Below are 25,608 nucleotides of genomic sequence, written 5' to 3'. Positions count from 1 at the left end.
CGTGGAGGCCATGTCCGACACCCCCTTCGACTCGCTCGACGACTGCTTCGCCCTTCCCCGCGTCGAGGCGCTGGCGCTCTCACCCGACGGCTCCCGCGCCGTCCTCACCGTCGCCACCCTGAAGAAGGACGGCACCGGCTACGAGCGCGCACTGTGGACCGTCCCCGCCGACGGCTCGGGCGCACCCCGGCGCCTGACGCGATCGGCGAAGGGCGAGGCCGGCGCCGCGTTCACGCCGGCGGGCGACGTGCTGTTCGTGTCGGCGCGCGCGGATGCCGAGGGCGACGCCACGGACGAGTCGGCGCAGCTGTGGCAGCTCCCCGCCACCGGCGGCGAGGCACGCCCGGTGACGCGGCTTGCGGGCGGCGTGGACGGCATCGCGGCGGTCGCCGAGCAGAGCGGTCAGGTCGTCGTGGCGGCATCCCTGCTCCCGTCGGCCGACTCCGTCGAAGCCGACGCGGCGCTGCGCACGAAGCGCAAAGAGGCCAAGGTCGCCGCGATGCTGCACGAGACCTACCCCATCCGCTACTGGGACCACGACCTGGGTCCCGCGCAGCCGCATCTGCTGGGCCTCGACCTTGCCGGCTTCGCCGACACGATCCCCGCACCGGAGGACACGGCGACGGATGCCGGCGGCGAGGACGACTCCGCCGACCCGTCGCCCTACCCGCCGACGCTGCCGCGGCCGATCGACCTCACCCCCCAGCCGGGTCGCTCCGTCGACAACGCCGAGGCCGCCCTGACCCCGGACGGGCGAACGCTCATCGCCGCGATCACGCAACCCGAGGAGCGCGGCGGCCGCAGCGTGCTCGTCGCGATCGACACCGCCACCGGTGAGCGGACGACGCTGTTCGACGAACCGGGCTTCGACATCGGCTCGCCGGTCATCAGCCACGACGGCACGGTCCTGGCCTTCGGCCGTGCGGCCCGCAGCACCCCGGCCGGACCCTCCGACGAAGAGGTGTGGGTGTCCGCGCTCGACGGCGCCGGCGCTCGCCGCATCGCCCCGGCGTGGGACCGGTGGGCGACCTCGCTCGCGTTCGCCGCGGACGACACCGCCCTCATCGCGACCGCGGATCAGGACGGCCGCGGTCCGGTCTTCCGCCTGCCGCTGGACGGCGGCGAGCCCGAGCAGCTCACACACGACGACTTCACGTATACGCACGTCGGCGTCGACCGTGCCGGCGGCGGGTACGTCGCGCTCCGCTCCTCGTACATCGCGCCGCCCCATCCCGTGCGCATCGCGCCCGACGGCGCCGTCACGCCGCTGGCGAGCCCCGCGCCCCTGCCGGACGTCCCCGGCACCATCGTCGATGTCGAGGCGACGGCAGCCGACGGCGCGCGCGTGCGCGGTTGGCTGATGCTCCCCGAAGGCGCGTCCGCCGACATCCCCGCTCCGCTGCTGCTGTGGATCCACGGCGGCCCCGTCGCCAGCTGGAACGCGTGGAGCTGGCGCTGGAACCCCGCGCTCGCCGTCGCCCGCGGGTACGCGGTGCTGCTGCCCGACCCGGGCCTGTCGACCGGCTACGGCCTCGACCACATCGCGCGAGGCTGGAACGCGTGGGGCGCCGAGCCGTACACCGACCTCCTGGCGATCACGGATGCCGTCGAGGCTCGCCCCGACATCGACGAGACCCGCACCGCCGCGATGGGCGGCTCGTTCGGCGGCTACATGGCCAACTGGGTCGCCGGACACACGGACCGGTTCCGGGCGATCGTGACGCACGCGAGCCTGTGGGCGCTCGACCAGTTCCAGGGGACGACCGATCACTCCGTCTACTGGCAGCGCATCTTCACGCCCGAGGCGATGATCGAGCACTCGCCGCACCGCCACGTCGAGAGCATCCGCACCCCGCTCCTGGTCATCCACGGCGACAAGGACTACCGCGTGCCCGTCGGCGAGGCGCTGCGGCTGTGGAGCGACCTCGCCGAGCACCATGCGGCAGAGGACGGGACCATGGCGCACCGGTTCCTGTACTACCCGGACGAGAACCACTGGATCCTGAAGCCCCAGCACGCGAAGGTCTGGTACGAGACCGTGTTCGCCTTCCTCGACCAGCACGTGCTCGGCGCGGACTGGGTGCGTCCGCGGCTGCTCGGCTGAGCGCGCTCAGGCGCGGGCGGCGACGATGGCGTCCCAGAGGGCGTCGGCCACCTCGCGCTTCGACCCCGAGGCGCGGGCGACGACGGCATCGGCGGCGTCGATCACGACGAGGGTGTTGTCGGCGGTCTCGAAGCCGGTCGTCCAGCCGACTTCGTTGACGGCCAGCAGGTCGACGCCCTTGCGCCGGCGCTTGCGGATGCCGCGCTCGACGAGATCCTCGCCCTCGGCGGGGGTCTCGGCGGCGAAGCCGACGATCGTCTGTCCCGCGCGGCGGGCGTCGACGAGCCCCGCGAGGATGTCGTCGTTCTGGACGAGCTCGAGCGTCAGCCCGGGGCCGGCGGCATCCTCTTTGGCGAGCTTGCGGTCCGACACATCGGCGACGCGATAGTCGGCCACGGCGGCGGCCATGACGATGACGTCCGCGTCGGTCGAGGCGCCGGTCACGGCCGCACCCAGTTCGGCGGCCGTGCCCGCGGGCACGACGTCGATGAGCGGATGCCGCACGGCCGGGTCGCCGATGCCGCTGTCGAGATGCGCGGCCACGAGCGTGACCCGCGCGCCGCGGTCGGCGGCGGCGAGCGCCACCGCGACACCCTGCCGGCCGCTGGAGCGGTTGCCGAGGTAGCGCACCGGATCGATCGGCTCGCGCGTGCCGCCGGCGCTGACGACGACGCGCACGCCGGCGAGATCGCGCGGTCGCTCCACGAGGGCGAGGGCGCGCGCGAAGACGTCGTCGGGCTCGGTCATGCGGCCGGGTCCCACGTCACCGCCGGTGAGGGGCCCGTCCTCGGGGCCGATGATCTCGACGCCGCGGTCGCGCAGCGTCTGCACGTTCGCCTGCGTGGCGGGGTGCAGCCACATCTCGGTGTGCATCGCGGGCGCCACGGCGACCGGTGCCGTGGTGGCCAGTAGGGTGGTGCCCAGGAGGTCGTCGGCGAGACCTGCGGCCATCTTGGCGAGGGTGTTCGCCGTGGCCGGCGCCACGATGACCAGCTCGGCCGCCTGCCCCAGGGCGACGTGGCGGACCGTGGGGACGTCGTCGTGGACCGACGTCGTCACGGGGTTCCGGCTGATCGACTCCCATGTGGGCAGTCCGACGAACCGCACGGCATCGTCGGTGGGGACGACATGGACGTCGTGGCCGGCCTGGACGAGCAGCCTCACCAGCTGCACGGTCTTGTACGCGGCGATCCCGCCGCTGACTCCCACGACCACGAACACCCCACGATCTTCCCACGACCGCGCGACGACCAGGAGAGGAGCCCGACATGTGCACCGTGATCCTCCAGGTGCCCGACGGCGGCGGGCCGGTCAGGATGCTCGCGGTGCGCGACGAGGATCCGGCGCGCCCGTGGAACGCTCCGGGCCGGTGGTGGCCCGACACGCATCCGGAAGTCGTCGGCATCCGGGACGTGCGCGCCGGGGGAGCCTGGCTCGCCGCCGACCCCGCGCCGTCGCGCCTGGCGGTGCTGCTCAACCGCATCGACCTGTCGGATCGCGCGGACGACGAGGTCGTCTCGCGTGGGGGAGTGGTGCTCGACGCCGTCGCCGGCGTCGAACCCGCAGACCCTCCGCCGACGCGCGGCTTCAACCTCGTCCAGGTCGGCGCGGGCGGCAGTCGCGTCATCACGTGGGACGGGCTCGCCCGGCGCGACGTGCCGGTGCCGACGGGGATCCACATGATCGCGCACGACGACCTGGACGATCCGGGCACGGCGCGCATCGGCGCGTGGCTCGACGCGTTCCGTGCCGAGGCGCCCGACCCGGATGCGCCCGCGAGCGGTCCGGATGCGTGGTGGCGCCCGTGGATGCGGCTGCTCGACGAGCGCAGCCGCCGGATGAGTCCCGACGACGACCGGGCGATCATCCGCGACAATCGCGCGCACGGCTTCCCGACGCTGTCGCTGCTGGTGTGCGCGGCATCCGTCGGCGCCGGAGAGGTCGACCTCGCCTACGGCGAGCTCGCCGAGCCGGGACGCTGGAACACCCTCGTGCTGGAGTGACCAGCTGGAGTGACCCGGGCCCGCGTGTCAGTGGGGAGCGTGGTACTCCGTCTCGCCGCGCTTCCAGTAGCCGCGCACGGCGATGTGGTCGAGGTCGAGACCCCAGCGATCGAGCAGGAGCGCCCGGGCGGGCTTGACGATCGCGTGCTCGGCGGCGACGAAGCCGAAGACCGAGCCATCCGGCCGGTCGGCGGCGCCGAGGGTCTCGATCCGGTCGATGAGGGCGGCACCGGACGGTCGCATGTGGCGGTGCACCTGCTCGACCACCACGCCGGCCGGAGCCGCGATGAGCAGTTCGTGCGCCCGGTCGGGCACCTCGACGAGGACGCGGCCCACGGCGTCGGGATCCATCAGCCCCACCCACCGGCGGATCGCGGGGACCGCCGTCTCGTCGCCGGCGAGGAACCACGCGTCGGGCCGCCCGACGAGCACCTTCGAGCCTCGCGGGCCGCCGACGCCCGCGGGCGAGCCCAGCGGTGCGGTCGCCGCCCAGGGAGCGGCGACGCCTTCGTCGCCGTGGATCGCGAACTCGAGGTCGAGCCAGCCGTCGCCCCACTCCAGCGGCGTGTACTCGCGGCTCGGGGCGGCGCGCAGCTGCTCGACGGAGTCGACGTCGCCGTCGGGGAAGAACATGCGGATGTGGTCGTCGGCCCCGAGCGACTGGAAGCCGTGCAGCTCGTCGCCTTCGAGGCGGATGCGGACGTAGCCGGGTGTGAGGAACTCGCGCGCGGCGAGCCGGACACGGCGGAACCGCAGCTCGAGCATGCGCCGCTCGAGGCGGAAGTCGTCGTGGGTCGCGGCGGCGGTCGGCGTGGTCATGAAATGAGGTTAGCCTAACCTGACGCGGGTGGGCGCCTCGGGGCTACGCGGACGCGCTGTCCGCGTGCCGGATCTCGCAGTCGCTCCCGGGCGCCAGGATCGCCTCGTGGCCGTCGTCGTAGCGGACGACGAGCAGGGGCGGATCAGAGTCCTTCCGGATGCCGATGACCTCGCCGGTCTTCTCGGCGGCTCCGACGGTGCGGCCGTGGATGATCACGCGGTCGCCGACGCTGGCATGCATCATCCTCACCTCCTGATCGCCACCATACGACGCGGCCGGGCGGCGCGATAGGGCGAGGGCGGGTCAGAGCTGGGCGCCGTCGTCGTCGCGGTCGTAGATGCCGACGCTGCGGCCGCGGGACGACTCGTAGGCGATCAGCCAGCCGATCGAGACCGCGGCGGCGATGATGAGACCGAACCACACGTTGCCCCAGATCAGCCCGAACAGGATGCCGAGGGTGAACAGCAGCGCCGTGCCGAACGCCCAGCCCGTGTGCCCGCGGGTCCATCCGCCCTTCGAGTCGCTCATGGCACCAGCGTACGCGCCGTACCGCCCGCGCGTGCGGATCCGTAGGGTGGAGTCGAACCGCCGAGGGGAACCGCATGCTCATCGACCTCAGCCCGGTCACGCTGGGCACCTCCGCGCTCGGGCGGGGCACCGCGCCGGGAAGCCCGGAGGAGGCGGATGCCGTCGCCGGTGCGACCGCGCTCTTCGACAGCGGCCACGCGCTCATCGACACGTCGAACAACTACGCCGACGGGCGCAGCGAGCAGGTGCTCGGCCTCGCGATCGCCCAGCGCGGCGGGGACTCCGCACGCCGCGTCGTCACCAAGGTCGACCGCGACCCCGCCACCGGCGCCTTCGATCGCGACCGCGTGCTGCGCTCGCACGAGGAGAGCCTCGCGCGCCTCGGCATCGACCGCGTCGGGCTGCTGCACCTGCACGACCCGTACACCGTCTCGTTCGACGTGGCGGACGGGCCGGGCGGTGCGATCGAGGCGATGGTCGAACTGCGCGACTCGGGGGCGGTCGATGCGATCGGGATCGCCGCCGGGCCGGTGCCGATGGTCCGCCGGTACGTCGACACCGACGTCTTCGACGCCGTGCTGGTCCACAACCGCTACACGCTCGTGGATCGCTCGGCGGAGCCGCTGTTCGCCAACGCGCGCCGCCGGGGCATGCTCGTGTTCAACGCCGCCCCGTTCGGGTCGGGCCTGCTCGCGGCCGGAGCCACCGACGGCGCGATGTACCACTATCAGCCCGCCGCCGGCGACCTGCTCGAGTGGACCCGGCGGGCCGAGCGCGTGTGCGCCGAAGCCGGGGTGTCGCTCACGGCGGCGGCGCTGCACTTCTCGCTGCGCGGACCGTTCATCGACTCCACGATCGTGGGCGTCACCAACGCGCGCCGGGTCGCCGAGCTCGACGCTCTGCTCGCGACCGAGATCCCGGTGGAGCTGTGGCACGAACTCGAGGACCTCGGCCCCGCGCCGTCGCCGATCGACGACAGCGAGTTCGAGTGACGACCGTCCGGGGGCGCTGACCGCGCCGGCCGGTGGGCTCAGTCCTCCGCGGGTCCGGCCGCGGCCCAGTCGATGGCGTCGCGCTCGCCGCTGGTGGGGAAGAACCGCACCTCGCCCGGGAAGAGGAACGCGAGGCCGTGCACGATCTCGGCGATGAGCGCATGGTCGGTCACGAGGGCGATCCGTCCCCATGCCTGGCGCGGCTCGCGCTCGAGCTCGGCGTCCTGCCACATGCCCCCGAGCGTGTACCGCTCGAAGTCGTCGCCGAGGACGAACACGATGTTGACCTTGCCGTCCGCGGCCACGACGGCGTCGATCGCGGGATCCATCACCTGGCGGTAGTCGTCCGACGTGACCTCGCCGACGGCGCGGAATCCGAGAACGCCATCGGGCAGGTCCGGAAGCTGCTCGATCATGGGGCCATCCTGGCGCGCCGGGGGTCGGGCGTCCAGCCCTTCGCCTGCGTGTCAGCGGTCGCGGTGGTCCTCGGGGTGCAGTCGCGGCGCGCGTCGGGGCTCGCTCACGCCGCTCGCGCCGATGAGCCGGATGACGCGCTGCCGGTGCCCCGCCCACGGTGCGAGCAGCTCCAGCATCCCGTCGTCGTCGGTGCGGGAGCCGGTCAGGGCGTACCCGACCTCGTGGGCGAGGTGGAAGTCGCCGACGCTCACCGCGTCCGGGTCGCCGAGGGCGCGGATGCGCGTCTCGGCCGACGTCCACGGGCCGACACCGGGCTGGCTGATGAGCGCGCGGTCGACGGCTTCGCCGTCCTGGGCGCGGTGGACGGCCCGCACGAGCGAGGCGCCGCGGGCAGCCGCCCGCACGACGGTCTTCGCCTGCGGCGGCTCGAGCCCCGCGCGATGCCACACCCACGACGGGATGCGCCGCCAGCCGTCGACCGTGGGCGGCGCGAACAGCGGCACGGGCGTCGGGCCGGGTGCGCGCTCGCCGTGCCACGTGACGATGCGTCGCCACGCGGCGAACGCCTGCATGCCCGTGATCTTCTGCTCGAATATCGCCACGGCGAGGGCATCGAAGACGAGGCCCGTGCGGCTGAGCCGCAGCCCCGGATGGCGTCGGTGCGCGTCGGCGATGAGCGGATGCCGGTCGGCCTCGAACCCGGCCGGATCGTCGGCCGAGCCGCACAGGGCCGGCAGCTGGTCCAGCGCCCACTCGGCGCCCGGCCCCCACGCCGCGCCGCGGACCACGCCGGGGTGCGTCTCGCGCAGCGCGAGCGTCGCCACGCCGTGCGGAGTGCGGCTCGCGCGCCAGATCACCGACGCGGTCGCCGCCATCGTCGGGTCGTTCCGCCCCCGCCGCTGGAACAGCACGGTGCGCCGCAGGTCGAGCGGGCGCCGCGGGCGGTATTCCGTCTCGAGCGGCCGCCCGTGATCCGGTCGCGGGTCGCGCGCGACATCCGTCCTCGTCCCCTCGGGCGCCCTCAGGCGCTGCGCGACCTCCATGCGCTCACCCTACGCGCGCGCCGCGACATCCGTCCCTCATGCTCCGCGGTCCGCGATTCCCGCCGGGAAGGGGGGAGGGGTCAGAAGCGGTCGGGGGAGGGGGTGCCGTGGCCGTAGCGGATCTGCACGTCGGCGTGACGGTCGAAGCGGTAGCCGACGCCGCGCACGGTACGGACGATGTCCTCGTAGCGGCCGAGCTTGGCGCGCAGGCGCCGCACGTGCACGTCGATCGTGCGCTCGCCCGGGACCTCCTCGTCGGTGGCGCCCTGCCACAGCGATCCGACCAGCTCGGTGCGCTCGATCGTGCGGCCCTCGCGCAGGACGAGGTACTGCAGCAGCTCGAACTCCTTGTAGGTCAGCGCGGCGGACTCGCTGTCGATGAGGACGCGCTTGCGCGAGATGTCGACGATGACGCCGCGCGGTGCGCGGTCCTCGTCCTCGGGCTCGTCCTCCTTCGCGCGGGCGATCGTGGACGGCTCGTGCAGCGCGCGGCGGACGACGTCGACGTCGCGGCCGCCGGCGCCGACGGGCGCGAGGGCGACGGTGGCGTAGGTCTCGGCCTCGGGCGCGAGCTCGGCGATCGTGCGGCGGAGCGCGTCGACGAGGACGCCCAGCGAGACGCCCGCGGCGGCGGCCTTGGCCTCGTCGAGGCCGACGTACAGTCCGAAGCCGCGCGGGGCGGTGCCCGGGGGCAGCGCGTTGGCGGAGCGGGGGACGTCGGCGGCGGGAGCCTGGGGCGCCGGGGCTTCGGCGGGCGCGGCCGGCTGCGGCACAGCGCGGAGGGTCGGCGCCGGGGCGGCCACGGCGCGGAGGTGGTTGGGGCGCTCGAGGAGGGCGGTGTTCGACATGATGATGGTCCTAGTGGGAGTGTGAACCCTGGCCTTCTCGGCCCGGAAAGGGTTCGGGAGGTGCTGCTTTCTGGCCCCGGTCTCACGGGGCGGGCTCGAAGGGAGCGGGCGAGCGTGGTCGACGCGCGGATCCGGTTCTTCGGGGGACTCGCTCAGGTGGACGCTCGGGCTGATCAGCCTCTGCGCACGAGTCCGGCGGGGGTCACCGTGCTAGTGGCACATTCGACAACACATGACAACGCGGCCGGCCATCATCATGCCGGCAGTCCCGTTCGCCTCCCAGGCGGACAGAGAACGCGCGATTTTCGTCATGCGGCCGATTATGACGGACTGCGTCGCAGTGAGTCAAATCGCTCGATCCGGCGGTTCGGCGCGTGACGGAATGTGACAGATTGCTCAATCGGATCGACTGAGACCCGGTATCGCGCGCCCTGCGCCCGCGTGCCGCTCCCTGAGCGATCTCCCACAGCGTGGGCGCGGCGGCCCGCGCCGGGTCGCGCCGGGGTTAGCCTGTCGACGTGGCCGAATTCACGCTCGTGCACGAACCCGATGCATCCCGCTATGCGCTGATGCACGGCGACGCGCGCGTCAGCATCCTGGACTACCGCGACGACGGCCGCTCCCTCGCCCTCACGCGGGCGTACACGGTGCCGACGTTCCGCGGCCACGGCTACGCCGGCGAACTCGTCGGGCGCGTCATCGCCGAGCTCGAGGAGCGCGGCGACCGCACCGTGATCCCGGTGTGCTGGTACGTCGCCGACTGGTTCGCGGCGAACCCGGGCCACGAGACGCTGCTGCACCGCCGCCGGAGCGCGTAGGCGGCAGGCGATGGCGATGGGCGGCGCGAAGCGCGCGTGGCTCGCCTTCGTCAATCACTCGCTCAACCACGTCACGCGCGCTCTCGCCCGGTGGGGGCACGGCCCCTTCTCGATCATCCGCACGATCGGGCGAAAGAGCGGCCGCACCTTCGAAGCCCCGCTGATCCTGGCGCGAGCGCCCGGGGGCTTCGTCGCCGAGCTCACCTACGGACCGGAGGTGAACTGGTACCGCAACACCCTCCACGGCGGGAGCGTCGTGCTGCACCGCCGGCGTGAGTACCGCGTCGTCGAGGTCGGCCCGTGCTCGGTCGACCAAGGGCTGCGTGCGTTCGGCCCGCCGGCGTCGGTCATCCTGAAGCTCCTGCGGCGCCGGGAGTTCCGGATGCTGACGACCGACCCGGCCCCGGACTAGCCTGGCGTCGTGGACATGGAGGACGCCTTCACCGCCGTCGCGATCGGCTTCGAGGCCGTCGGGGCGCTCGCGATGGTCGTGGGCTTCGTGATCGCCGTCATCCTCTCCCTTCGCTCGCTCAGCCGGGGGGACGGGGGAGGGGAGGCGTTCGTGGTGCTGCGCACCACACTCGGGGCGGGGATCCTGCTGGGGCTCGAAGTGCTCGTCGCGGCCGATCTGATCCGCACGATCACCTCGAAGCCCTCGATCGAGGATGCCGTCATCCTGGGCATCATCGTCCTGATACGGACCATCCTGTCGATGTCGATCCAGATCGAGATCAGCGGCGTGGTGCCGTGGAAGCGCGCGCTGCTGACGAGCGGAGGCCAGATGCTCGGCGAGGCCGTCGCGCGCGATCGGCGCGCGTCTCAGAGAGACGGGGAGTCGGCCGCGCGCGGTTGAGGCGGTCCGCGGCCAGCCTCGGACGCGATGTCGCAGGGCCCGCCTACCGTGAAGGCATGCGGATCCTGCACACCTCGGACTGGCACATCGGGCGGTCGTTCCACGGCCATTCCACGCTCCATGCGCTGTCTGGCGTGCTCGACGAGCTGGTTCGCCAGGTGCGCGACCACGCCGTCGACGTCGTGGTGGTCGCGGGCGACGTGTTCGACTCGGCGGCCCCGTCGGCGGCCTGCTATCCCGTGCTCACCGGCGCGCTGCGCGCGATGGCGGATGCCGGCGCCCAGGTCATCGTCACCAGCGGCAACCACGACAACGCCGCCCGCCTCGGCTTCCAGGCCGACCTGCTGCGCGAGGGCGTGCACGTCGTGACCGATCCGCTCACCGTGGGCACGCCCATCACGATCACGGACGCACACGGGCCCGTCCACTTCTACCCGCTGCCGTACCTCGAGCCGGCCCTCGTGCGTCACCTGTGGGAGGACGTGCCGCTGCGCACGCAGCACCAGGTGATCGAGCACGCGATGGGGCTCGTGCGCGCCGATCTCGCCGAGCGCGGCGGCCGATCGGTCGCGGTGTCGCACTGCTTCGCCGCCGGCGTCGAGGCGACGCCGGGCGTCGAGCGCGAGATCCGCCAGGGCACGCTCGACGTCGTCCCGCTGTCGGCGTTCGACGGCCCCGACTACGTCGCCCTCGGCCACATCCACGGGCGCCAGCGGCTGTCCGACCGCGTGCGGTACGCCGGGGCGCCGCTGCACTACAGCTTCGGCGAGGCCGACAAGCCGCGCGGATCCTGGCTGGTCGATCTCGACGCCGAGGGGCTGGCGGCGGTGGAGTGGCTGGATCTTCCGATTCCGCGCGCGCTCACGACCGTCCGCGGCACGCTCGACGAGCTGCTCGCCGACGCGCGCTTCGAGTCCGCCGAGGGCGAGTGGGTGTGCGCCCAGTACACCGATCCGACGCCGCAGCCCGACCCGATGCGGCGTCTGCTGGTGCGCTTCCCTCACTGCGCCACCGTGATGCACCAGCCCGAGGGCGCCCGTGCCGGGGACGGTCTGAGCTACGCGCGTCGCGTGCGCGCCGCGCGGTCCGATGCCGAGCTGATCGACTCGTTCCTCGTTCACGTGCGCGACGGCGAGGGGGCGACCGACCGCGAGGCCGAGATCATCCGCGACGTGATCGGCGAGCGCGTGGTCGCGGAGGCGAAGGCATGAGGCTGCACCGGCTCACCCTCGAGGGATTCGGCCCGTTCCGGTCCCGCCAGGAGGTCGACTTCGATGCGTTCGCCGACGACGGGATCTTCCTGATCGCCGGCCGCACCGGGGCCGGCAAGTCGAGCGTGCTCGACGGCGTCTGCTTCGCACTGTACGGCGGGGTCCCGCGCTACGACGGGTCCGAGAAACGGCTGCGCAGCGACCACTGCACCCCCGACGAGCCGACCGAGGTGTCGGTCGAGTTCACCACCGGCGGACGCCGGTGGCGGGTCACGCGTTCGCCCGAGTACGACCGCGCCAAGCGCCGCGGCACCGGCACGACCACGGTCGCCGCCGAGGCGCAGCTCGACGAGCGCGTCGACGGCGTCTGGATCGGTCGCGCGAGCGGCGCGCGTGCCGTGGGGCTCGAGCTCGACGATGTGCTCGGGCTGAACCAGCAGCAGTTCCTGCAGGTGATCCTGCTCGCCCAGAACCGGTTCGCCCAGTTCCTGCTCGCCCGCAGCGACGAGCGTCAGAAGCTGCTGCGGCGCCTGTTCGGCACGCGCACCTACGAGGACTATCAGAGCGCCCTCGACGAGCGCCGTCGGGAGTCCGAGCGCTCCCTCGAGGCCGCCGGCGAGGGGGTCGCGCTTCTGCTCGACGAGGTCGAGCGGGCGCTCGGGGCCGACGGCCTCGGCGCGCCGCAGGAGGTCGCCGAAGCCGACGAGGCCGCGGCGGACGCGCCGACCCGACTCGCGGCCGCCCGCGTCGGCGCGCAGCGTGCCGCGTATCGGGCCGAGACGCTCGCGCGCGAGCGCGACCACGCCGATGCCGCTCACCGCACCGCCGACGACGCGCACGCGAAGGCGAAGGAGCTGCACGAGCGCCAGCTGCGGCGGATCCGGTCACGCGAGACGCTCGACGCGCTCGAATCCCGCGCCGAGGACATCGAGCGGGACCGCATCGTGTTCGCCCGCGCCGGCGCCGCCGAGGTCCTGCGCGCGCCGATCGAGGCGGCGGAGCGCGCGGATGCCGACGTCCGCGCGGCGATCCGGCGCGTCGACCGCGCACGCGAGGACTTCGCGCTGCTCGACGACGAGCCCGTCGCCGATCCCGACGACGTCGAGACCCTGCGGTCGCGGGTGGACGAGCTCACCGGGCACCTCGCCCTGTGGACGAGCATGCTCGACCGCGAGAAGGACCTGGCTCGGCTCCAGAACGACATCGACGCCACGGCGCGATCGATCGCCGAGCACGAGACGGGACTGGCGGCGATCGCCGCAGCGGTGGCCGAGGTCCCGGCCAAGCGCGACACCCTGGACGAGCGCCTGACGGCGGCGCGCGCCGCCGCTGTGGCCGGTGAGGGGCTGATCGCCCAGCGTGACGACCTCACCGCGCGACGTGAGGCGGCGCGACAGGCAGCGGCGCTCGCCGCGCGGACGCAGGCGGCCGAGGCCGCCTATCTGGAAGCCTCGACGCGTCACGACGCGGCGCGCAGCGCCGTGACCGAGCTGCTGCGACGGCGACTCGCCGGCTTCGCGGGGGAGCTCGCCGAGAACCTCGCCGATGGCGAGCCGTGTCCGGTGTGCGGCGCCGCCGAGCATCCGCATCCCGCGGTCCGCTCCGACGACGCGGTCGGCGACGACGAGGTGGCCGCCGCCGAAGCGGCGCGCGATGCCGCCGCCGCGGCGGAGCAGACCGCCGGCGACTCCGCGCGCAGCGCACGCGAGGAGCACGCGACGGCCCGCGCTCGCGCGGGCGACCTGTCCGAGGGCGAACTCGCGGAACGGCTCGCGGCCGTCGTGCAGGCCGTCGAGGACGCCGACAGCGCCGCCCGCACCGTGGAGCGGCTGACCGCGGAACGAGCCGAGCTGGTCGCGCTCGAGGCGACGGCCCGCGACGAGCGCGAGCGCGTCATGGACGAGCTCCAGCGACTGCGGGAGTCGCTCGCGGTGAGCACGGCCCGGGCCGAACGCGACCGCCGAGCCGTCGACGAGGCGCGCGGCCCCTTCGCCACCGTCGCCGACCGGATCGCTGACGCCGAGCGTCGTCGCGCCGCCTCGCTGGCTCTCGCCGACGCCGTCGCCGCGCGCATCGCGGCCGAGGGTGCGGCGCTCGCGGCGGCGCGAGACCGCGACGCCCGCATCGCCGACACCGACTTCGCCGATGCCGCCGCCGCGACGGCGGCGCTGCGCGACGCCGCGGCCCGCGCGGCGCTGGATCAGGGCATTCGCGAGTACGAGGCGGCGGTGCGCGCCGAGCGCGACCGGCTGCGCGAACTCGAACTCGAACTCGCCGGCGAATCCGACGCGCCGATCGACCTGACGGCGACGCGGGAGGCTCTGGCGGCGGCCCGCGACGCGTGGAGCAGCGCCGTCGACGCCGCCGCGCACGCGACCCAGGTCGCCGGGACGGTCGCGGGGCTCGTCGCACGTGCCGACCGCGCTCACGAGAAGGTCGGCGCCCTCGCCGAGGACGCCGCGATCATCGCGCGGCTGGCCAACACCGTCGCGGGACGCGCACCGAACACGCACCGCATGACGCTGGAGTCGTTCGTGCTGGCCGCCGAGCTCGAAGAGATCGTCGAGGCCGCGAACGTGCGCCTGTCGGACATGTCGGCCGGCCGGTACAGCCTGCAGCACACCGACGCGCTCGCCGCACGTGGAGCCGCCTCCGGTCTCGGGCTCGAGATCATGGACGCGCACACCGGTCACGCGCGCCCCGCGCAGTCGCTGTCGGGCGGCGAGACGTTCTTGGCCTCGCTCGCGCTCGCCCTGGGCCTCGCCGAGGTCGTGACTGCCCGCGCGGGCGGCGTGCGCCTCGACACGCTCTTCATCGACGAGGGCTTCGGATCGCTCGACGAGGACACCCTCGACCTCGCGATGCGCACCCTCGACGAGCTTCGCGCGGGCGGCCGCACGGTCGGACTCATCAGCCATGTCGCCGCGATGAAGGAGCAGCTCCCCGCTCAGCTGCTCGTCGAAGCCACGCCTGAGGGTCCGAGCGTCATCCGCCACGACGCCCCCGCCTACGTGTGAGCGGGCAGGGCACCGGTCCCGCGCTCCGATGACGGGCCGCGACGGCCCGGCCCCTCGGCGACCGCGTACGCTGGAGCAATGACCAAGAGCACTCTGTGGACCGTCCTGGCCGTCGCCCTGGCGATCGTGATCGCGTGGGTGCTGGTCGACGTGATCTTCTCGGTGCTGTGGTTCGTCGTGAAGCTCGCGGTCGTCGCCGCGGTCGCCCTCGGCGTCTATCTGCTGCTGCGCAGCGCTTTCTCGCGTTCCGAGAACTGAGGTCCGCTGAGCGTCAGACGCCGTAGTCGACGCGCACGCGCTCGCGCAGTTGTGCCGAGCACAGCTCGACCATCTCGTGCCACGTGGCGTGGGCGTCGTCCTGCGCGCGGTCCGACACCGACTTGAGCACGCGGATCGGGATGCCGAACTCCTGCGCGACCCAGATGTACGCGTACGTCTCCATGTCGACCAGGCCCGCCCCCAGCGGCAGGATGATCGAGACGGCCTCGGCATCGTCGACGAAGTGATCACCCGTGGCGATCGTGACCTCGCCCGCTCCGAGCTCGACACGGGCGGGCAGTGACACGTGCTGGCCGACGATGCCGTCGATGTCGGTGACATCGTGCTGGATCGCCGCAGCCACCTCGTAGACCTCGTGACCGAGGCGTCGGTCGATCGCGCCGGCCGTGCCGACCACGAGCACCTCGTCATAGGAGCCGGCCTCGAGGGCGCGGGTGAGCGCGTACGTCGCCTGCAGCTTCCCGGGTCCGGTAACGAGCCGGTCGAACCCCGGCAGGTCTGCGGGGAAGGCGGCGAGTTCGGATTCGAGGGCGGCGACGAGGAGTTTCACCGTCCTATTCTGCCGGTGTCCGCCTGAGTCACTGCTGGAGGTGCGCCGGACGGATGATGACGCGGCGCCGGTCGCGCACCCACCGCACGCCGTCGCGGCGACGCTCCTCGCGCGTGGCGAAGCGGTAGCGGTATGCGAGAGCGCGCACGAAGCGCGGCCGGGTGCCGGCGAACGGATCGCGAGCGAGCAGCCGGAGCGTCGCCGGGTCGGCCTCGAGGAGCTTGCCGAGCAGCGGCACGAACCACTCGTCGAGGGGCTGGCCGAGCGGCAGGAACCACATCAGCCAGTCCAGGCGCAGGTGGTAGGGCGCGAACCAGCGCGGAATGCGCCGCACGTCTCCCGGCTTGCCCTTGAACCCGTACTCCTCCCACGTCGCCTGCTCCGGGTCGGCATCGCGCGTGCCCTCGACGACGATCTCGATGCGCTCCTTGGTCACCGTGCCGAAAGCCCCGTACGCGTTGGCGAGCTGCCACCGGTTGAAGGCGGCGTTCATGAGCTGGCGGTGCGCGAAGAGGTTCTTCAGCGGTGCCCAGCTGAGCGCGACGAACAGCAGCGAGACGGCCGATGTGACCACCAGCCACCACAGCGGGAGCCCGTCGATGATCCACGGCGGTTCGCTTGCGGGGCCGGTCGCCGCCGCGCCGACGCCGGGGATTCCGATGGCCGAGAACGCGAGCACGATCGTGGCCCAGTTCAGCCAGGCGAAATTCCCCGTCAGGACGAGCCACAGCTGCGTGCCGATGATCACGGCGGCCGCGGCCGCGCCGACGATCGCCGGCCACGGACCCGGGATCCACAGCCCCAGGAGCGGGGCGAACAGGAACCACGGCACGACCAGCTGCGCGAAATGGTTGCCGACGACCTCGGAGCGATGGAACCAGCGGGGGAGCAGGTGCGCCTGGCGGCTGAGGGGCCCCGGCATGGGCTGCGTCTCGTGGTGGTACATCAGCGCCGTGAGGTCGCGCCACTCGCGCCCGCCGCGGATCTTGATCATGCCCGCGCCGAATTCGAGCCGGAACAGCAGCCACCAGAACAGCACGATGACGGCGGTGGCGGGCGGCTGTCCGTTCGAGCCGAGGAACGCCGCGAGGAATCCGGCCTCGAGCAGCAGCATCTCCCAGCCGAAGCCGTAGAACGTCTGCCCGATCGACGAGATCGACATGTAGCCGAGCCACAGTGCCAGGAAGCACAGCATCGGCACCCACGGCGGCCCGAGCTGGGGGATGCCGGCCACCAGCGCCGCCGCCACGACGATGCCGCCGATGCACAGCGCCCGCAGGCGGGCGTCGGAGTACCGGATCCGGGCGAAGACCGTCGGGCGCAGCATCCGCTTTGTCCGCTTGGACCGCGTCGCCCACGCGAGCAGCTCGGGGGCCGGCAGCAGGCCCCGTTCGCCCAGGAGCGCCGGGAACTGGTTCAGCGTCGAGACGAGCGCGACGAGATAGAGCGCCGCGATGCCCCGCTGCAGCACCTGCCGCGCGAACTCGAAGTCGACCGCCCCGAAGCCGTCCATGTCATCACTCCAGGAAGATGTCCTCCAGATCCACCTGCACCCCGGCGAGATCGGCGAGGGCGAGCCGCGCGGCGTGCCAGCCGGGCATGCCGGTCACGCCGGGCCCGGGCGGCGTCGACGCCGACGCCAGGTAGACGCCGTGGGCGGGCGTGCGCCACGGCTCCGCCGAGACGACGGGGCGTCGCACCGCCTGCAGCAGCGTGAATGCGCCGCCGAGGATGTCGCCGCCGATGTCGGCGGGGTTGTAGGCCGACCGCTGCGCCGCCGTCATCGCCGCCGAAGCCAGGACGCGGTCACGGAAACCCGGAGCGAAGCGCTCGATCTGACGGGTGACAAGCTCGGTGGGGTCGAGGGTCGATGAGGGCGGGACGTGGATGTACGCCCACAGCGTCTGCGAGCCCTCGGGTGCGCGCGAGTCGTCGAAGATGCTCGGCTGCACGACGAGGACGTAGGGCCGCTCGCTCACGCGCCCGGCGGCGACGGCGTTCTCGCTGGCCGCGACCTGCTCCCACGTGCCGCCGAGGTGCACCGTGGGCGCCTCGCCGACGGCCGGGTTCTCCCACGGCACCGGCCCGTCGAGGGCGAAGTCGACCTTGGCCGAGGCGGTGCCGTACCGGTACGAGGCGACGGCGCGGATGTAGCGGGTGGGCAGCTCCGGGAGCGTCAGCAGCAGCCGCGGCGAGGTGTCGAGCATGAGCAGATCACCGGCCTCGGGGTCGCCCCAGTCCAGCTGGTCGAGCCGGTCGATGCGGCGCCCGGTCTCGATCTCACCGCCGTGGGCGACGAGATCGTCGATGAGCGCATCGGCGATCCTCGAGGCGCCGCGGCGGGGGTACGCCCACCCGTCGGCGGTGTGGCCGTGGGCGGCGAGGAACAGTCCGGACGCCGCGGATGCCATCGTCGGCAGGGCGGTGCCCGCGTGCGCGAAGACGCCGGCGAGGAGAGCCGCCGCCTCCTCGGTCGCGAACGTCGGGCGCGCGAGGCGCGTGCCGAGCTGAAGCATCCGCGCCGCGAAGCGCGCCATGACCAGCGGATGCCGCGGCACGCGCAGCAGCTGGTGCCCGGTCATGTCGACGACGGCGTCGAGGTTCTCCGACAGCGGCTGCACGACCGCGCGCCAGGTCCGCGCGTCCCGTCCGAGTTCCTCGGCCGTCCGGTCGAGGTCGCGCCACGCGATCGCGGCGCGTCCGTCGTCGAGCGGCTGCGCGTACGAAGCGTCGGGGACGATCCAGTCGACGCGCCGGCGCATGCCGAACGCACGGAAGAACGGCGAGCTCAGCGCGGCGGGATGGACCGCCGAGCACACGTCGTGGCGGAACCCGGGGAGGGTCAGCTCGGCGGTGCGCACGCCGCCGCCGGGAGTGTCGGCGGCTTCGAGCACCTGCACGTCGTAGCCGGCGCGCGCCAAGGTGACGGCGGCGGTCAGTCCGTTGGGTCCGCTGCCGACGACGGTCGCGCGCCTGGCCATGCGCCCATCCTGCCCGGTGGCCCCGGCGCGGGGAAGACGGCTCACCGGGCTCGCCGCGCGTGCGCTTCCGCCTCGACCGGGTGTCGGCCAGGATTGGAGTGCGGAGACCGTCCGCAGGAAGAGGGCTGACATGCAATCGGTGCTGCTGGAGACCCCCGACGGAATCGCCGCCAAGCTCGGCTGGGACCCCAAGATGAGCGAGCACGATCGCAAGCGGGTGCTCGCCCGCGAACTGGTCGCCGCGCACCTGAAGCGCGAGCTCAAGGAGGTGCGCGTCGAGCGTGAGTCGCCCGCGCAGTTCGGCTTCCACACCGAGCTGTTCGCCGAGGTCGACGGCGAGGAGGTGCCGCTGAAGATCAAGAACGCCAGCTTCCGCGGCGCGACCGTCGTCGCCGTCGCCGATCCCGCTGTCCCCCTCGGCATCGACCTGCGCGACGCGCACCCCGACGAGGCCCTGCTGCGCGAGATGCGCCGCCACTCGCATCTGTTCGACGAGAGCAACGTCGACACGCTGCTGGCCCACTGGACCCGCGTGCAGGCCGTGCGCGAGGCCGACGGCCGCGGCGCCCGCGTCAAGCCCGACCACGTGCGGCTGGACGCTCCGCTGACGAAGGGCTGGATCCCCGACCGTCGTGTCTACTACCAGCTCGCCGATCTGTCGCGCGAGGGGTGGATCATCACGCTGGCGTACGGCGCCGAGCCGCGCTGATCCGAATCGCCGCGAATCCTTCACGCGGCCGAAACAGGCTCAGCCGTACCCTGGAGCATGGCGCACATGGCATCGGGGGACTGGCTCACACCCGCCGGAACGGTCGTCGCGATCGTCGGCGACGGCGCCGCCGACGCGCTGACGGCGCTCGACGGCATCCGCGATGTCGAGACGATTCCGCTCGGCGACGACGACCCGTCGCTGGGCGCTCGCCGCATCGCCGCCGCCCGTTCGCCGTGGGTGGTGCACGACGCCGACCCGCTGGGACACGTCGCGTCGGCGTGGGTCGAGCTGTTCCAGGAGCGCTCGACGCTGGGGGTCCTCGAGGTCGAGGTGGATGCCGCGCTGTCGCGCTTCGAGGCCGGCGAGGCCATCATGCCCGACTACTACATCGTGCTCGAGCCGTCCGCGGCCGAGGACACGTGGCGGCACTGGTGGTGCGGGGCGCTCGGGCATCGTGCGCCGCGGCGCGTGCTGCCGGTCGATGCGCCGGCGACCTCCCCCGCCGACGCCGTCCGGCGCCTGCTGACGGCGCTGCCGTCGTCGCGGCCGTGGCCGGAGCCGTCCACGTGGCTGCCGAGCCTCAAGTTCGACATCCCCGACCGGGTCGGCGTTCGCGACACGGGTCTGTGACGGGCGTCACTCCTCGACGAGTTCGGGCAGCGCCGCCTTCAGTTCGGCCAGCCACGCCGTGGCGTTGCCGTCTGACGGGGCACGCCAGTCGCCGCGCGGCGAGAGCGACCCGGCGGGCGACACCTTCGGTCCGTTGGGGATCGCCGACCGCTTGAACTGCGCGAACGCGAAGTAGCGGCGCAGGAACACCTGCAGCCACGTCACGACGGTCGCCAGGTCGTAGCCGTAGCGGTCGACGTCGGGGAAGCCGGGCGGCCAGGCGCCGGCATCCGGATCGCGCCACGCGTGCTCGGCGAGGAACGCGATCTTCGACGGGCGCATGCCGTAGCGGAGCACATGGAACAGGGCGAAGTCGTGCAGCGCGTACGGGCCGATGCGGTCTTCGGTGGACTGCATCTTGCCGTCCTGCCCTGCGGGCACCAGCTCGGGCGAGATCTCGGTGTCGAGCACCGACTGCAGCACATCGCGCGCGTGATCGGACAGCCGGGCGGCGCCTTCGCCGCCGCGGTGGGCGATGACCCAGCGAATGAGGTGCTGGATGAGGGTCTTCGGCACGCCGGTGTTGACCGCGTAGTGGCTCATCTGGTCGCCGACGCCGTACGTCGCCCAGCCCAGGGCCAGCTCCGACAGGTCGGAGGTGCCGATGACGATTCCGCCGTGGTGGTTGGCGAGGCGGAACAGGAAGTCGGTGCGGATGCCGGCCTGCACGTTCTCGAAGGTGACGTCGTGCACCGGCTCGCCGTCGGCGAACGGGTGCGAGATGCCCTGCAGGATCTCGAGCGCGGCCGGGCGGATATCGATCGTCTCGATGCTCGCGCCGATGGCCTCGGCCAGTGCGATCGCGTTCGACTTGGTGTGGTCGCTGGTGGCGAAGCCGGGCATCGTGAACGCGCGGATGTCGCTGCGGGGGAGCCCCATCCGGTCCATCGCCCGCGCGACCACCAGCAGCGCGTGCGTGGAGTCGAGGCCGCCGCTCAGACCGATCACGGGCTTGGGGCGTCCGATCGCCTCGAGGCGCTGCACGAGACCCGACACCTGGATGTTGAACGCCTCGTAGCAGTCCTGCGCCAGCCGTTCGGGGTCGGCCGGGACGAAGGGGAACCGGTCGAGCGAGCGGCGCAGGCCGATGTCGCCGGTCGGCGGGTCGAGCTCGAAGTGGACGGTGCGGAACTCGCGCGCGCCCAGCGGCGCCTGCGTCGTGCGGCGGTTGTCGTCGAACGTGCCCTGGCGGAGGCGGTCCTGGCGGAGCCGATCGAGGTCGACGTCGGCGATCGAGGCGCGCGGGCCGGCGGGGAAGCGCTCGGTCTCGTCCAGCAGCAGCCCGCCCTCGTAGATCATGGTCTGCCCGTCCCACGAGAGGTCGTTCGTGGATTCGCCCGCACCGGCGGCGGCATACGCGTAGGCGGCGAGGCAGCGCAGCGACTGCGACTGGCACAGGTCCTTGCGGTCCTCGGCGCGCGCGATCGTGATGGGGCTGCCGCTGAGATTCAGGAGCACCGTCGCGCCGGCGAGCGCGGCCTGCGATGACGGCGGGATGGGCACCCAGACGTCCTCGCACACCTCGGCGTGGACCACGAGGCCCGGCACGTCCAGTGCCTCGAACAGCAGATCGGGCCCGAACGGGGCTTCGAACGCCCCGACGCGGATGTCCTGATCGTCCTGATCGTCGCCCGGGGCGTACCAGCGGCGCTCGTAGAACTCGCGGTACGTGGGCAGATACGACTTGGGCGCGACCCCGAGCAGTTCGCCGCGGTGGATCACGACGGCGCAGTTGTACAGCCTGCTGCGGTGCCGCAGCGGCGCGCCGACCACGAGGACCGGCATGAGATCGTCGGATGCCTCGACGAGGCGCTCGATCTGGGCGACCACGGCGTCGAGCACCGGATCCTGCATCACGAGGTCGTCGATGGCGTAGCCGCTCAGGCACAGCTCGGGGAAGACCGCCACCGCCACCGCGTCGTCGTGGCACTGCCGCGCCGACGCGAGCACGGCATCGGCGTTCGCGGCCGGGTCGGCGATCCGCACCGGGATGGTGCACGCGGCGATCCGGGCGAATCCGTGGCGGTAGGCGCTCTCGAAGTCGAGACGGCTCGTGCTCATGGATCCCAGTCTGTCAGGTGGGGCTCGCCGCGGGCGAGGCGCCGGTGTCGCCGGCCCTCGGTACTGTCGGGGAGGAAAGGGTGGGGCTTTGCGATACATACCTGACGAGGCACGGCTCGTGTGGAGCGCCAGCGACCTGAAGGCGGCCGCCGAGTGCGAGTTCGCGTGGCTGCGCGCGATCGACGCGAAGCTCGGGCGTGTGCCGGCCGTCGAGGAACCCGAGGACCTCACTCTCGAGCGCGCGGGGCGGCTCGGGCTGGTGCACGAGAAGCGCGTGCTCGCGGGCTACGTCGAGCGGTTCGGGGACCGTGTCGTCGAGATCCCCGAGACCCGTTCGTCGGATGCCGAGGGGCTGGCGTCGGCGGTCGCGCGCACCCGTGCGGCGCTCGAATCCGACGCGCTCGTGATCTATCAGGCCGCGTTCGCGTCCGACGGCTTCGTCGGGTTCGCGGACTTCCTCGTGCGCGACGGAGCGCATGCCGGCGGTGCGTGGGTCGTGCAGGACACGAAGCTGGCGCGTCGTGCGCGCGTCACCGCCCTCATGCAGCTGGCGGCATACGTCGACCAGCTCGACCGGATCGGGGTACCCCGCGCCGACCGCGTCGAGCTGCTGCTGGGCGACGGCTCGGTCAGCGAGCACCGCGTCACCGACCTCATGCCCGTCTTCGGTCTGCGCCGCGCGCGGCTCGAGGCGCTCATCGCCGATCGGCGCCTGGACGAGGGTGCGGCGGGGGAGCCGGTCGCGTGGGGCGACCCGCGCGGCGACCTCGGCGTGCTCGCGTGCGGCCGCTGCGCGACGTGCGAGATCGAGGTCACGGCGACCCGCGATCTGCTGCTGGTCGCGGGCATGCGGCCCGTGCAGCGCGAGCGGCTGCGCGACGCCGGCATCGTCACGATCGACGATCTGGCGTCGGCGCGGTCGGGCCCCGAGGGCATGCGGCACGAGGTGTTCTCGATGCTGCGGACGCAGGCGCGCCTGCAGCTCGAGAGCCCCGCGGGGGTGCCGCAGCCTTCGGCGTCGGAGGCGGCATCCGCGGCGGAGGCCGGCGGGTCCGGAACAGCCGCCGTCGCCGCGACGGCCACTGCCGTCGCCCCGGCGCCCGTGCCGGTGTTCGAGGTCGTCGCGCCCAAGGCGCTCGCCGCTCTGCCGCGGCCCGACCTCGGCGACCTGTTCTTCGATTTCGAGGGCGACCCGCTCTACACCGAGTCGCCGGCCGCGGGGGAGTCCGCGACGTGGGGGATCGACTACCTGTTCGGGTGGGTCGACATGCGAGAGGAGTACGGCGCGCTGTGGGCGCACTCGTTCGCCGATGAGAAGCAGGCGCTCGAGGACTTCCTCGACATGGTGGCGCTGCGCCGCGAGCAGCACCCCGGCATGCACATCTACCACTACGCTCCGTATGAGCCGACGCATCTGCTGGCGATGGCCGCGCGCTACGGGGCGCGCGAGGCCGACGTCGACCGCCTGCTGCGCGACGGCGTGTTCGTGGACCTGTACCCGATCGTGCGGCGCGCGCTGAGGGTGGGGTCGCGGTCGTACTCGATCAAGAAGCTCGAACCGCTGTACATGGGCGACGAGGTCCGCACGAGCGACGTGCAGAAGGGCGACGACTCGATCGTGCAGTACGTCGAGGCCCGCGGCCTGCGTGACGACGGGCACGAGGCCGAGGCGGCGGCCATCCTCGCCGACCTCGCCGACTACAACCGCTACGACTGCGTCTCGACCCGGCGCCTGCGCGACTGGCTGGTGGATCGCGCTCGCGAGGCGGGTCTGCGCCCGTCGCCGAATCCCGAGCCCGCCGAGGCCGCGTACGAGCCGTCTCTGCGCGCACTCACGCTCGATGCGCTGGCGCTGCGCCACACGCCCGACTCGCCCGAGGCGCGAGCGCTGCGGCTGGGCGCCGCGGCGATCGACTACTACCCGCGCGAGGCCAAGTCGTTCTGGGCGACGCACTTCCTGCGGCTGCGCGAGCCCGTCTCGGTGTGGGACGAGACGCGGGACGTCATCGTGCTGGACCCCGACCGCTGCCGCGTCCGCGAGGACTGGCACCGAGCGGAGGGCCGGCGGGCCGATCATCGCGTGCTCGAGTTGCGCGGCGAGCTCGCTCCCGGCACGCGCCTGAGCGAGGGCGGCACGCCGTTCGCCCTGTACGAGCTGCCGGTGTCGTTCCCCTTCGATGCGCACGCGCGGTGGATCCACGGTGATCACCGGGTCACCGTCGTCGAGGTCCTCGACGACGGCGTCGTGGTCGAGGAGGCCGCGATCGAGGGCTTCACGTGGTCGGAGCTGCCGCTCGCGATCACCCCGGCCGCCCCGCCCCGTGCGCTGAGCCAGCAGCTGGCGATCGACGAGTGGGCCGATGCGCTCATCTCGGCCGATCCGGCGCTGCCGGAGGATCCCGCGACCGACATCCTGTGCCGGCGGGCGCCTCGCACCGTCACCGGCGGGCTGCCGCGTCGGGACGGCGACGACGTCGACACGATCACGCGAGCCGTCGCCGACCTCGACCGCAGCTACCTCGCGGTGCAGGGTCCGCCCGGGACCGGCAAGACGTACGTCGGCTCCCACGTGATCGCCCGACTCGTGAGCGAGCGCCGCTACAGGATCGGCATCGTCGCGCAGTCGCACGCCGTCGTCGAGAACATGCTCGACCGGGTGGTCGCCGCCGGCGTCCCGGCCGAACAGGTGGCGAAGGCGCCCAAGGACCGCGACGCGCCGGTGTCGTTCACCGTCATCGAGAAGAACGGCGTGGCCGGGTTCGCCGAGGAGCACGCCGACGACGGCTTCGTCGTGGGCGGCACGGCCTGGGACTTCAGCAACGAGCGGCGCTTCCCCCGGGGGAGCCTCGACCTGCTCGTGATCGACGAGGCCGGACAGTTCTCGCTCGCCTCGACGATCGCCGTCTCCCTCGCCGCCCCGCGTCTGCTCCTGCTCGGCGACCCGCAGCAGCTGCCTCAGGTGAGCCAGGGCACGCATCCCGAGCCGGTCGACACGTCCGCGCTGGGGTGGGTCATGGACGGTGCCGACGTCATCCCCGCCGACCGGGGCTACTTCCTCGCCCGCACGTGGCGCATGCATCCCGAGGTCGCAGCCCCCGTCTCGGCGCTGTCGTACGACGGGGAGCTCGCGGCTCATCCGTCGACCGCTCTCCGCCGCATCGACGGCGTCGCGCCCGGTCTGATCCCGGTCTCGCTCCGGCACCACGGTCGTGCCACCCACGCGCCCGAAGAGGCCGACGCCGTCGTCGGGATCGTGCGCGATCTCGTCGGCCGGGGGTGGCACGACGTCGAGGTCGACGACGCGGGTTCGCCCGTGGCCCTGCCAGTGCGGCCTCTGACGCAGGACGACATCATCGTCGTCACGCCCTACAACGCCCAGCAGGTCGAGGTCGAACGAGCTCTCGCCGAGGCGGGCTTCGGCGCGGTGCCGGTCGGCACGGTGGACCGGTTCCAGGGTCAGGAGGCCGCGGTCGCGATCGTGTCGCTCGCCGCGTCGTCGGGGCGCGACGCCCCGCGCGGCCTGGAGTTCCTGCTGCTGCGCAACCGCCTGAACGTCGCCGTCTCGCGCGCCGAGCACACCGCCTACCTGGTCCACTCGCCGGGTCTGCTCGACGACCTGCCGTACACGCCCGAGGGCGTCGGCCGCCTGAGTGCGTTCGCCCATCTCGTGGGGGCGGGTGCGTAGATCGGCCGTCGTGGCTC

At 73.0% G+C, this 25,608-nt stretch carries 23 protein-coding genes; 12 read left to right on the top strand and 11 right to left on the bottom strand.

Going from position 1 to position 25,608, the window contains the following annotated elements; translation table 11 throughout:
* Nucleotides 1-10 precede the first annotated feature (10 nt).
* On the top strand, nucleotides 11-2,104 hold the full coding sequence (locus HD594_RS16800; protein WP_184752262.1) for a S9 family peptidase: 2,094 nt from the start codon (nucleotides 11-13) through the stop codon (nucleotides 2,102-2,104).
* Nucleotides 2,105-2,110: 6 nt separating this feature from the next.
* On the opposite strand, the gene coaBC is transcribed toward HD594_RS16800, so the two are convergent.
* Entirely contained in the window at nucleotides 2,111-3,325 is a 1,215-nt protein-coding gene (gene coaBC / locus HD594_RS16795) for a bifunctional phosphopantothenoylcysteine decarboxylase/phosphopantothenate--cysteine ligase CoaBC (protein WP_184752261.1), read from the bottom strand.
* Between the two features lie 47 nt (nucleotides 3,326-3,372).
* Between coaBC and HD594_RS16790 the strand changes: the two genes are divergently transcribed.
* Nucleotides 3,373-4,107, top strand: a complete 735-nt coding sequence (locus HD594_RS16790; RefSeq protein ID WP_184752259.1) for an NRDE family protein — start codon at nucleotides 3,373-3,375, stop codon at nucleotides 4,105-4,107.
* 27 nt (nucleotides 4,108-4,134) lie between these two features.
* Here HD594_RS16790 and HD594_RS16785 read toward each other — a convergent pair whose 3' ends face one another.
* From HD594_RS16785 to HD594_RS16775, 3 genes are read right to left on the bottom strand one after another with little or no spacing between them, the layout of a single operon-like run.
* Entirely contained in the window at nucleotides 4,135-4,926 is a 792-nt protein-coding gene (locus tag HD594_RS16785; protein WP_184752257.1) for a siderophore-interacting protein, read from the bottom strand.
* A gap of 43 nt (nucleotides 4,927-4,969) precedes the next feature.
* Nucleotides 4,970-5,170 carry a DUF1918 domain-containing protein gene (locus HD594_RS16780; protein WP_309297720.1) on the bottom strand — a complete coding sequence of 67 codons (201 nt, stop codon included), beginning with the start codon at nucleotides 5,168-5,170 and terminating at the stop codon, nucleotides 4,970-4,972.
* A 60-nt stretch (nucleotides 5,171-5,230) separates the two neighbouring features.
* Nucleotides 5,231-5,455, bottom strand: a complete 225-nt coding sequence (locus tag HD594_RS16775) for a hypothetical protein (protein ID WP_184752255.1) — start codon at nucleotides 5,453-5,455, stop codon at nucleotides 5,231-5,233.
* A 74-nt stretch (nucleotides 5,456-5,529) separates the two neighbouring features.
* Here HD594_RS16775 and HD594_RS16770 point away from each other — a divergent pair, with 74 nt between their 5' ends.
* A complete protein-coding gene (locus tag HD594_RS16770) occupies nucleotides 5,530-6,447 on the top strand; it encodes an aldo/keto reductase (protein ID WP_184752253.1) in 918 nt (305 codons plus the stop codon).
* 38 nt (nucleotides 6,448-6,485) lie between these two features.
* Here HD594_RS16770 and HD594_RS16765 read toward each other — a convergent pair whose 3' ends face one another.
* The 3 genes from HD594_RS16765 to HD594_RS16755 all read right to left on the bottom strand — a co-directional run bounded on the left by HD594_RS16765 (nucleotide 6,486) and on the right by HD594_RS16755 (nucleotide 8,755).
* Complete coding sequence (locus tag HD594_RS16765; RefSeq protein ID WP_184752251.1) at nucleotides 6,486-6,863, bottom strand: SpoIIAA family protein; 378 nt, start codon at nucleotides 6,861-6,863, stop codon at nucleotides 6,486-6,488.
* Nucleotides 6,864-6,914: 51 nt separating this feature from the next.
* Nucleotides 6,915-7,907 (bottom strand): DNA-3-methyladenine glycosylase family protein, encoded by a 993-nt coding sequence (locus HD594_RS16760; RefSeq protein WP_184752249.1) that lies wholly within the window; start codon nucleotides 7,905-7,907, stop codon nucleotides 6,915-6,917.
* A gap of 80 nt (nucleotides 7,908-7,987) precedes the next feature.
* A complete protein-coding gene (locus tag HD594_RS16755; RefSeq protein WP_184752247.1) occupies nucleotides 7,988-8,755 on the bottom strand; it encodes a winged helix-turn-helix domain-containing protein in 768 nt (255 codons plus the stop codon).
* 569 nt (nucleotides 8,756-9,324) lie between these two features.
* Between HD594_RS16755 and HD594_RS16750 the strand changes: the two genes are divergently transcribed.
* From HD594_RS16750 to HD594_RS16725, 6 genes are all read left to right on the top strand, one after another.
* Nucleotides 9,325-9,573: a GNAT family N-acetyltransferase gene (locus HD594_RS16750; RefSeq protein ID WP_184752994.1), complete on the top strand. Its 249-nt coding sequence runs from the start codon at nucleotides 9,325-9,327 to the stop codon at nucleotides 9,571-9,573.
* A gap of 10 nt (nucleotides 9,574-9,583) precedes the next feature.
* Nucleotides 9,584-9,985 (top strand): PNPOx family protein, encoded by a 402-nt coding sequence (locus tag HD594_RS16745; protein ID WP_184752246.1) that lies wholly within the window; start codon nucleotides 9,584-9,586, stop codon nucleotides 9,983-9,985.
* A 15-nt stretch (nucleotides 9,986-10,000) separates the two neighbouring features.
* The gene (locus HD594_RS16740) at nucleotides 10,001-10,426 is read left to right on the top strand and encodes a DUF1622 domain-containing protein (protein WP_221447089.1); all 426 of its coding nucleotides are present in this window, start codon (nucleotides 10,001-10,003) and stop codon (nucleotides 10,424-10,426) included.
* Between the two features lie 56 nt (nucleotides 10,427-10,482).
* Nucleotides 10,483-11,637: an exonuclease SbcCD subunit D gene (locus tag HD594_RS16735; protein ID WP_184752242.1), complete on the top strand. Its 1,155-nt coding sequence runs from the start codon at nucleotides 10,483-10,485 to the stop codon at nucleotides 11,635-11,637.
* A complete protein-coding gene (locus HD594_RS16730) occupies nucleotides 11,634-14,654 on the top strand; it encodes an AAA family ATPase (protein ID WP_184752240.1) in 3,021 nt (1,006 codons plus the stop codon). The genes HD594_RS16735 and HD594_RS16730 overlap by 4 nt, the downstream gene beginning before the upstream one ends.
* A 78-nt stretch (nucleotides 14,655-14,732) precedes the next feature.
* The gene (locus HD594_RS16725) at nucleotides 14,733-14,912 is read left to right on the top strand and encodes a hypothetical protein (RefSeq protein ID WP_184752238.1); all 180 of its coding nucleotides are present in this window, start codon (nucleotides 14,733-14,735) and stop codon (nucleotides 14,910-14,912) included.
* A gap of 13 nt (nucleotides 14,913-14,925) precedes the next feature.
* On the opposite strand, the gene HD594_RS16720 is transcribed toward HD594_RS16725, so the two are convergent.
* From HD594_RS16720 to HD594_RS16710, 3 genes are read right to left on the bottom strand one after another with little or no spacing between them, the layout of a single operon-like run.
* Nucleotides 14,926-15,483 (bottom strand): phosphorylase family protein, encoded by a 558-nt coding sequence (locus HD594_RS16720; protein ID WP_184752236.1) that lies wholly within the window; start codon nucleotides 15,481-15,483, stop codon nucleotides 14,926-14,928.
* Between the two features lie 28 nt (nucleotides 15,484-15,511).
* A complete protein-coding gene (locus HD594_RS16715; protein ID WP_184752234.1) occupies nucleotides 15,512-16,996 on the bottom strand; it encodes a lipase maturation factor family protein in 1,485 nt (494 codons plus the stop codon).
* A 4-nt stretch (nucleotides 16,997-17,000) separates the two neighbouring features.
* Entirely contained in the window at nucleotides 17,001-18,464 is a 1,464-nt protein-coding gene (locus HD594_RS16710; RefSeq protein WP_184752232.1) for a phytoene desaturase family protein, read from the bottom strand.
* Nucleotides 18,465-18,594: 130 nt separating this feature from the next.
* On the opposite strand from HD594_RS16710, the gene HD594_RS16705 reads away from it, so the two are divergent.
* On the top strand, nucleotides 18,595-19,173 hold the full coding sequence (locus HD594_RS16705; protein ID WP_184752230.1) for a hypothetical protein: 579 nt from the start codon (nucleotides 18,595-18,597) through the stop codon (nucleotides 19,171-19,173).
* Nucleotides 19,174-19,239: 66 nt separating this feature from the next.
* Entirely contained in the window at nucleotides 19,240-19,806 is a 567-nt protein-coding gene (locus HD594_RS16700; protein ID WP_184752228.1) for a hypothetical protein, read from the top strand.
* Between the two features lie 6 nt (nucleotides 19,807-19,812).
* On the opposite strand, the gene HD594_RS16695 is transcribed toward HD594_RS16700, so the two are convergent.
* Complete coding sequence (locus HD594_RS16695) at nucleotides 19,813-21,906, bottom strand: NAD(+) synthase (RefSeq protein ID WP_184752226.1); 2,094 nt, start codon at nucleotides 21,904-21,906, stop codon at nucleotides 19,813-19,815.
* 88 nt (nucleotides 21,907-21,994) lie between these two features.
* Between HD594_RS16695 and HD594_RS16690 the strand changes: the two genes are divergently transcribed.
* Nucleotides 21,995-25,591, top strand: a complete 3,597-nt coding sequence (locus HD594_RS16690; RefSeq protein ID WP_184752224.1) for a TM0106 family RecB-like putative nuclease — start codon at nucleotides 21,995-21,997, stop codon at nucleotides 25,589-25,591.
* Nucleotides 25,592-25,608 lie beyond the last annotated feature (17 nt).

Origin of the sequence: Microbacterium thalassium (assembly GCF_014208045.1) — a bacterium.
GTDB classification, from domain to species: domain Bacteria; phylum Actinomycetota; class Actinomycetes; order Actinomycetales; family Microbacteriaceae; genus Microbacterium; species Microbacterium thalassium.
This window is presented reverse-complemented; position numbering and strand designations above follow the sequence as displayed.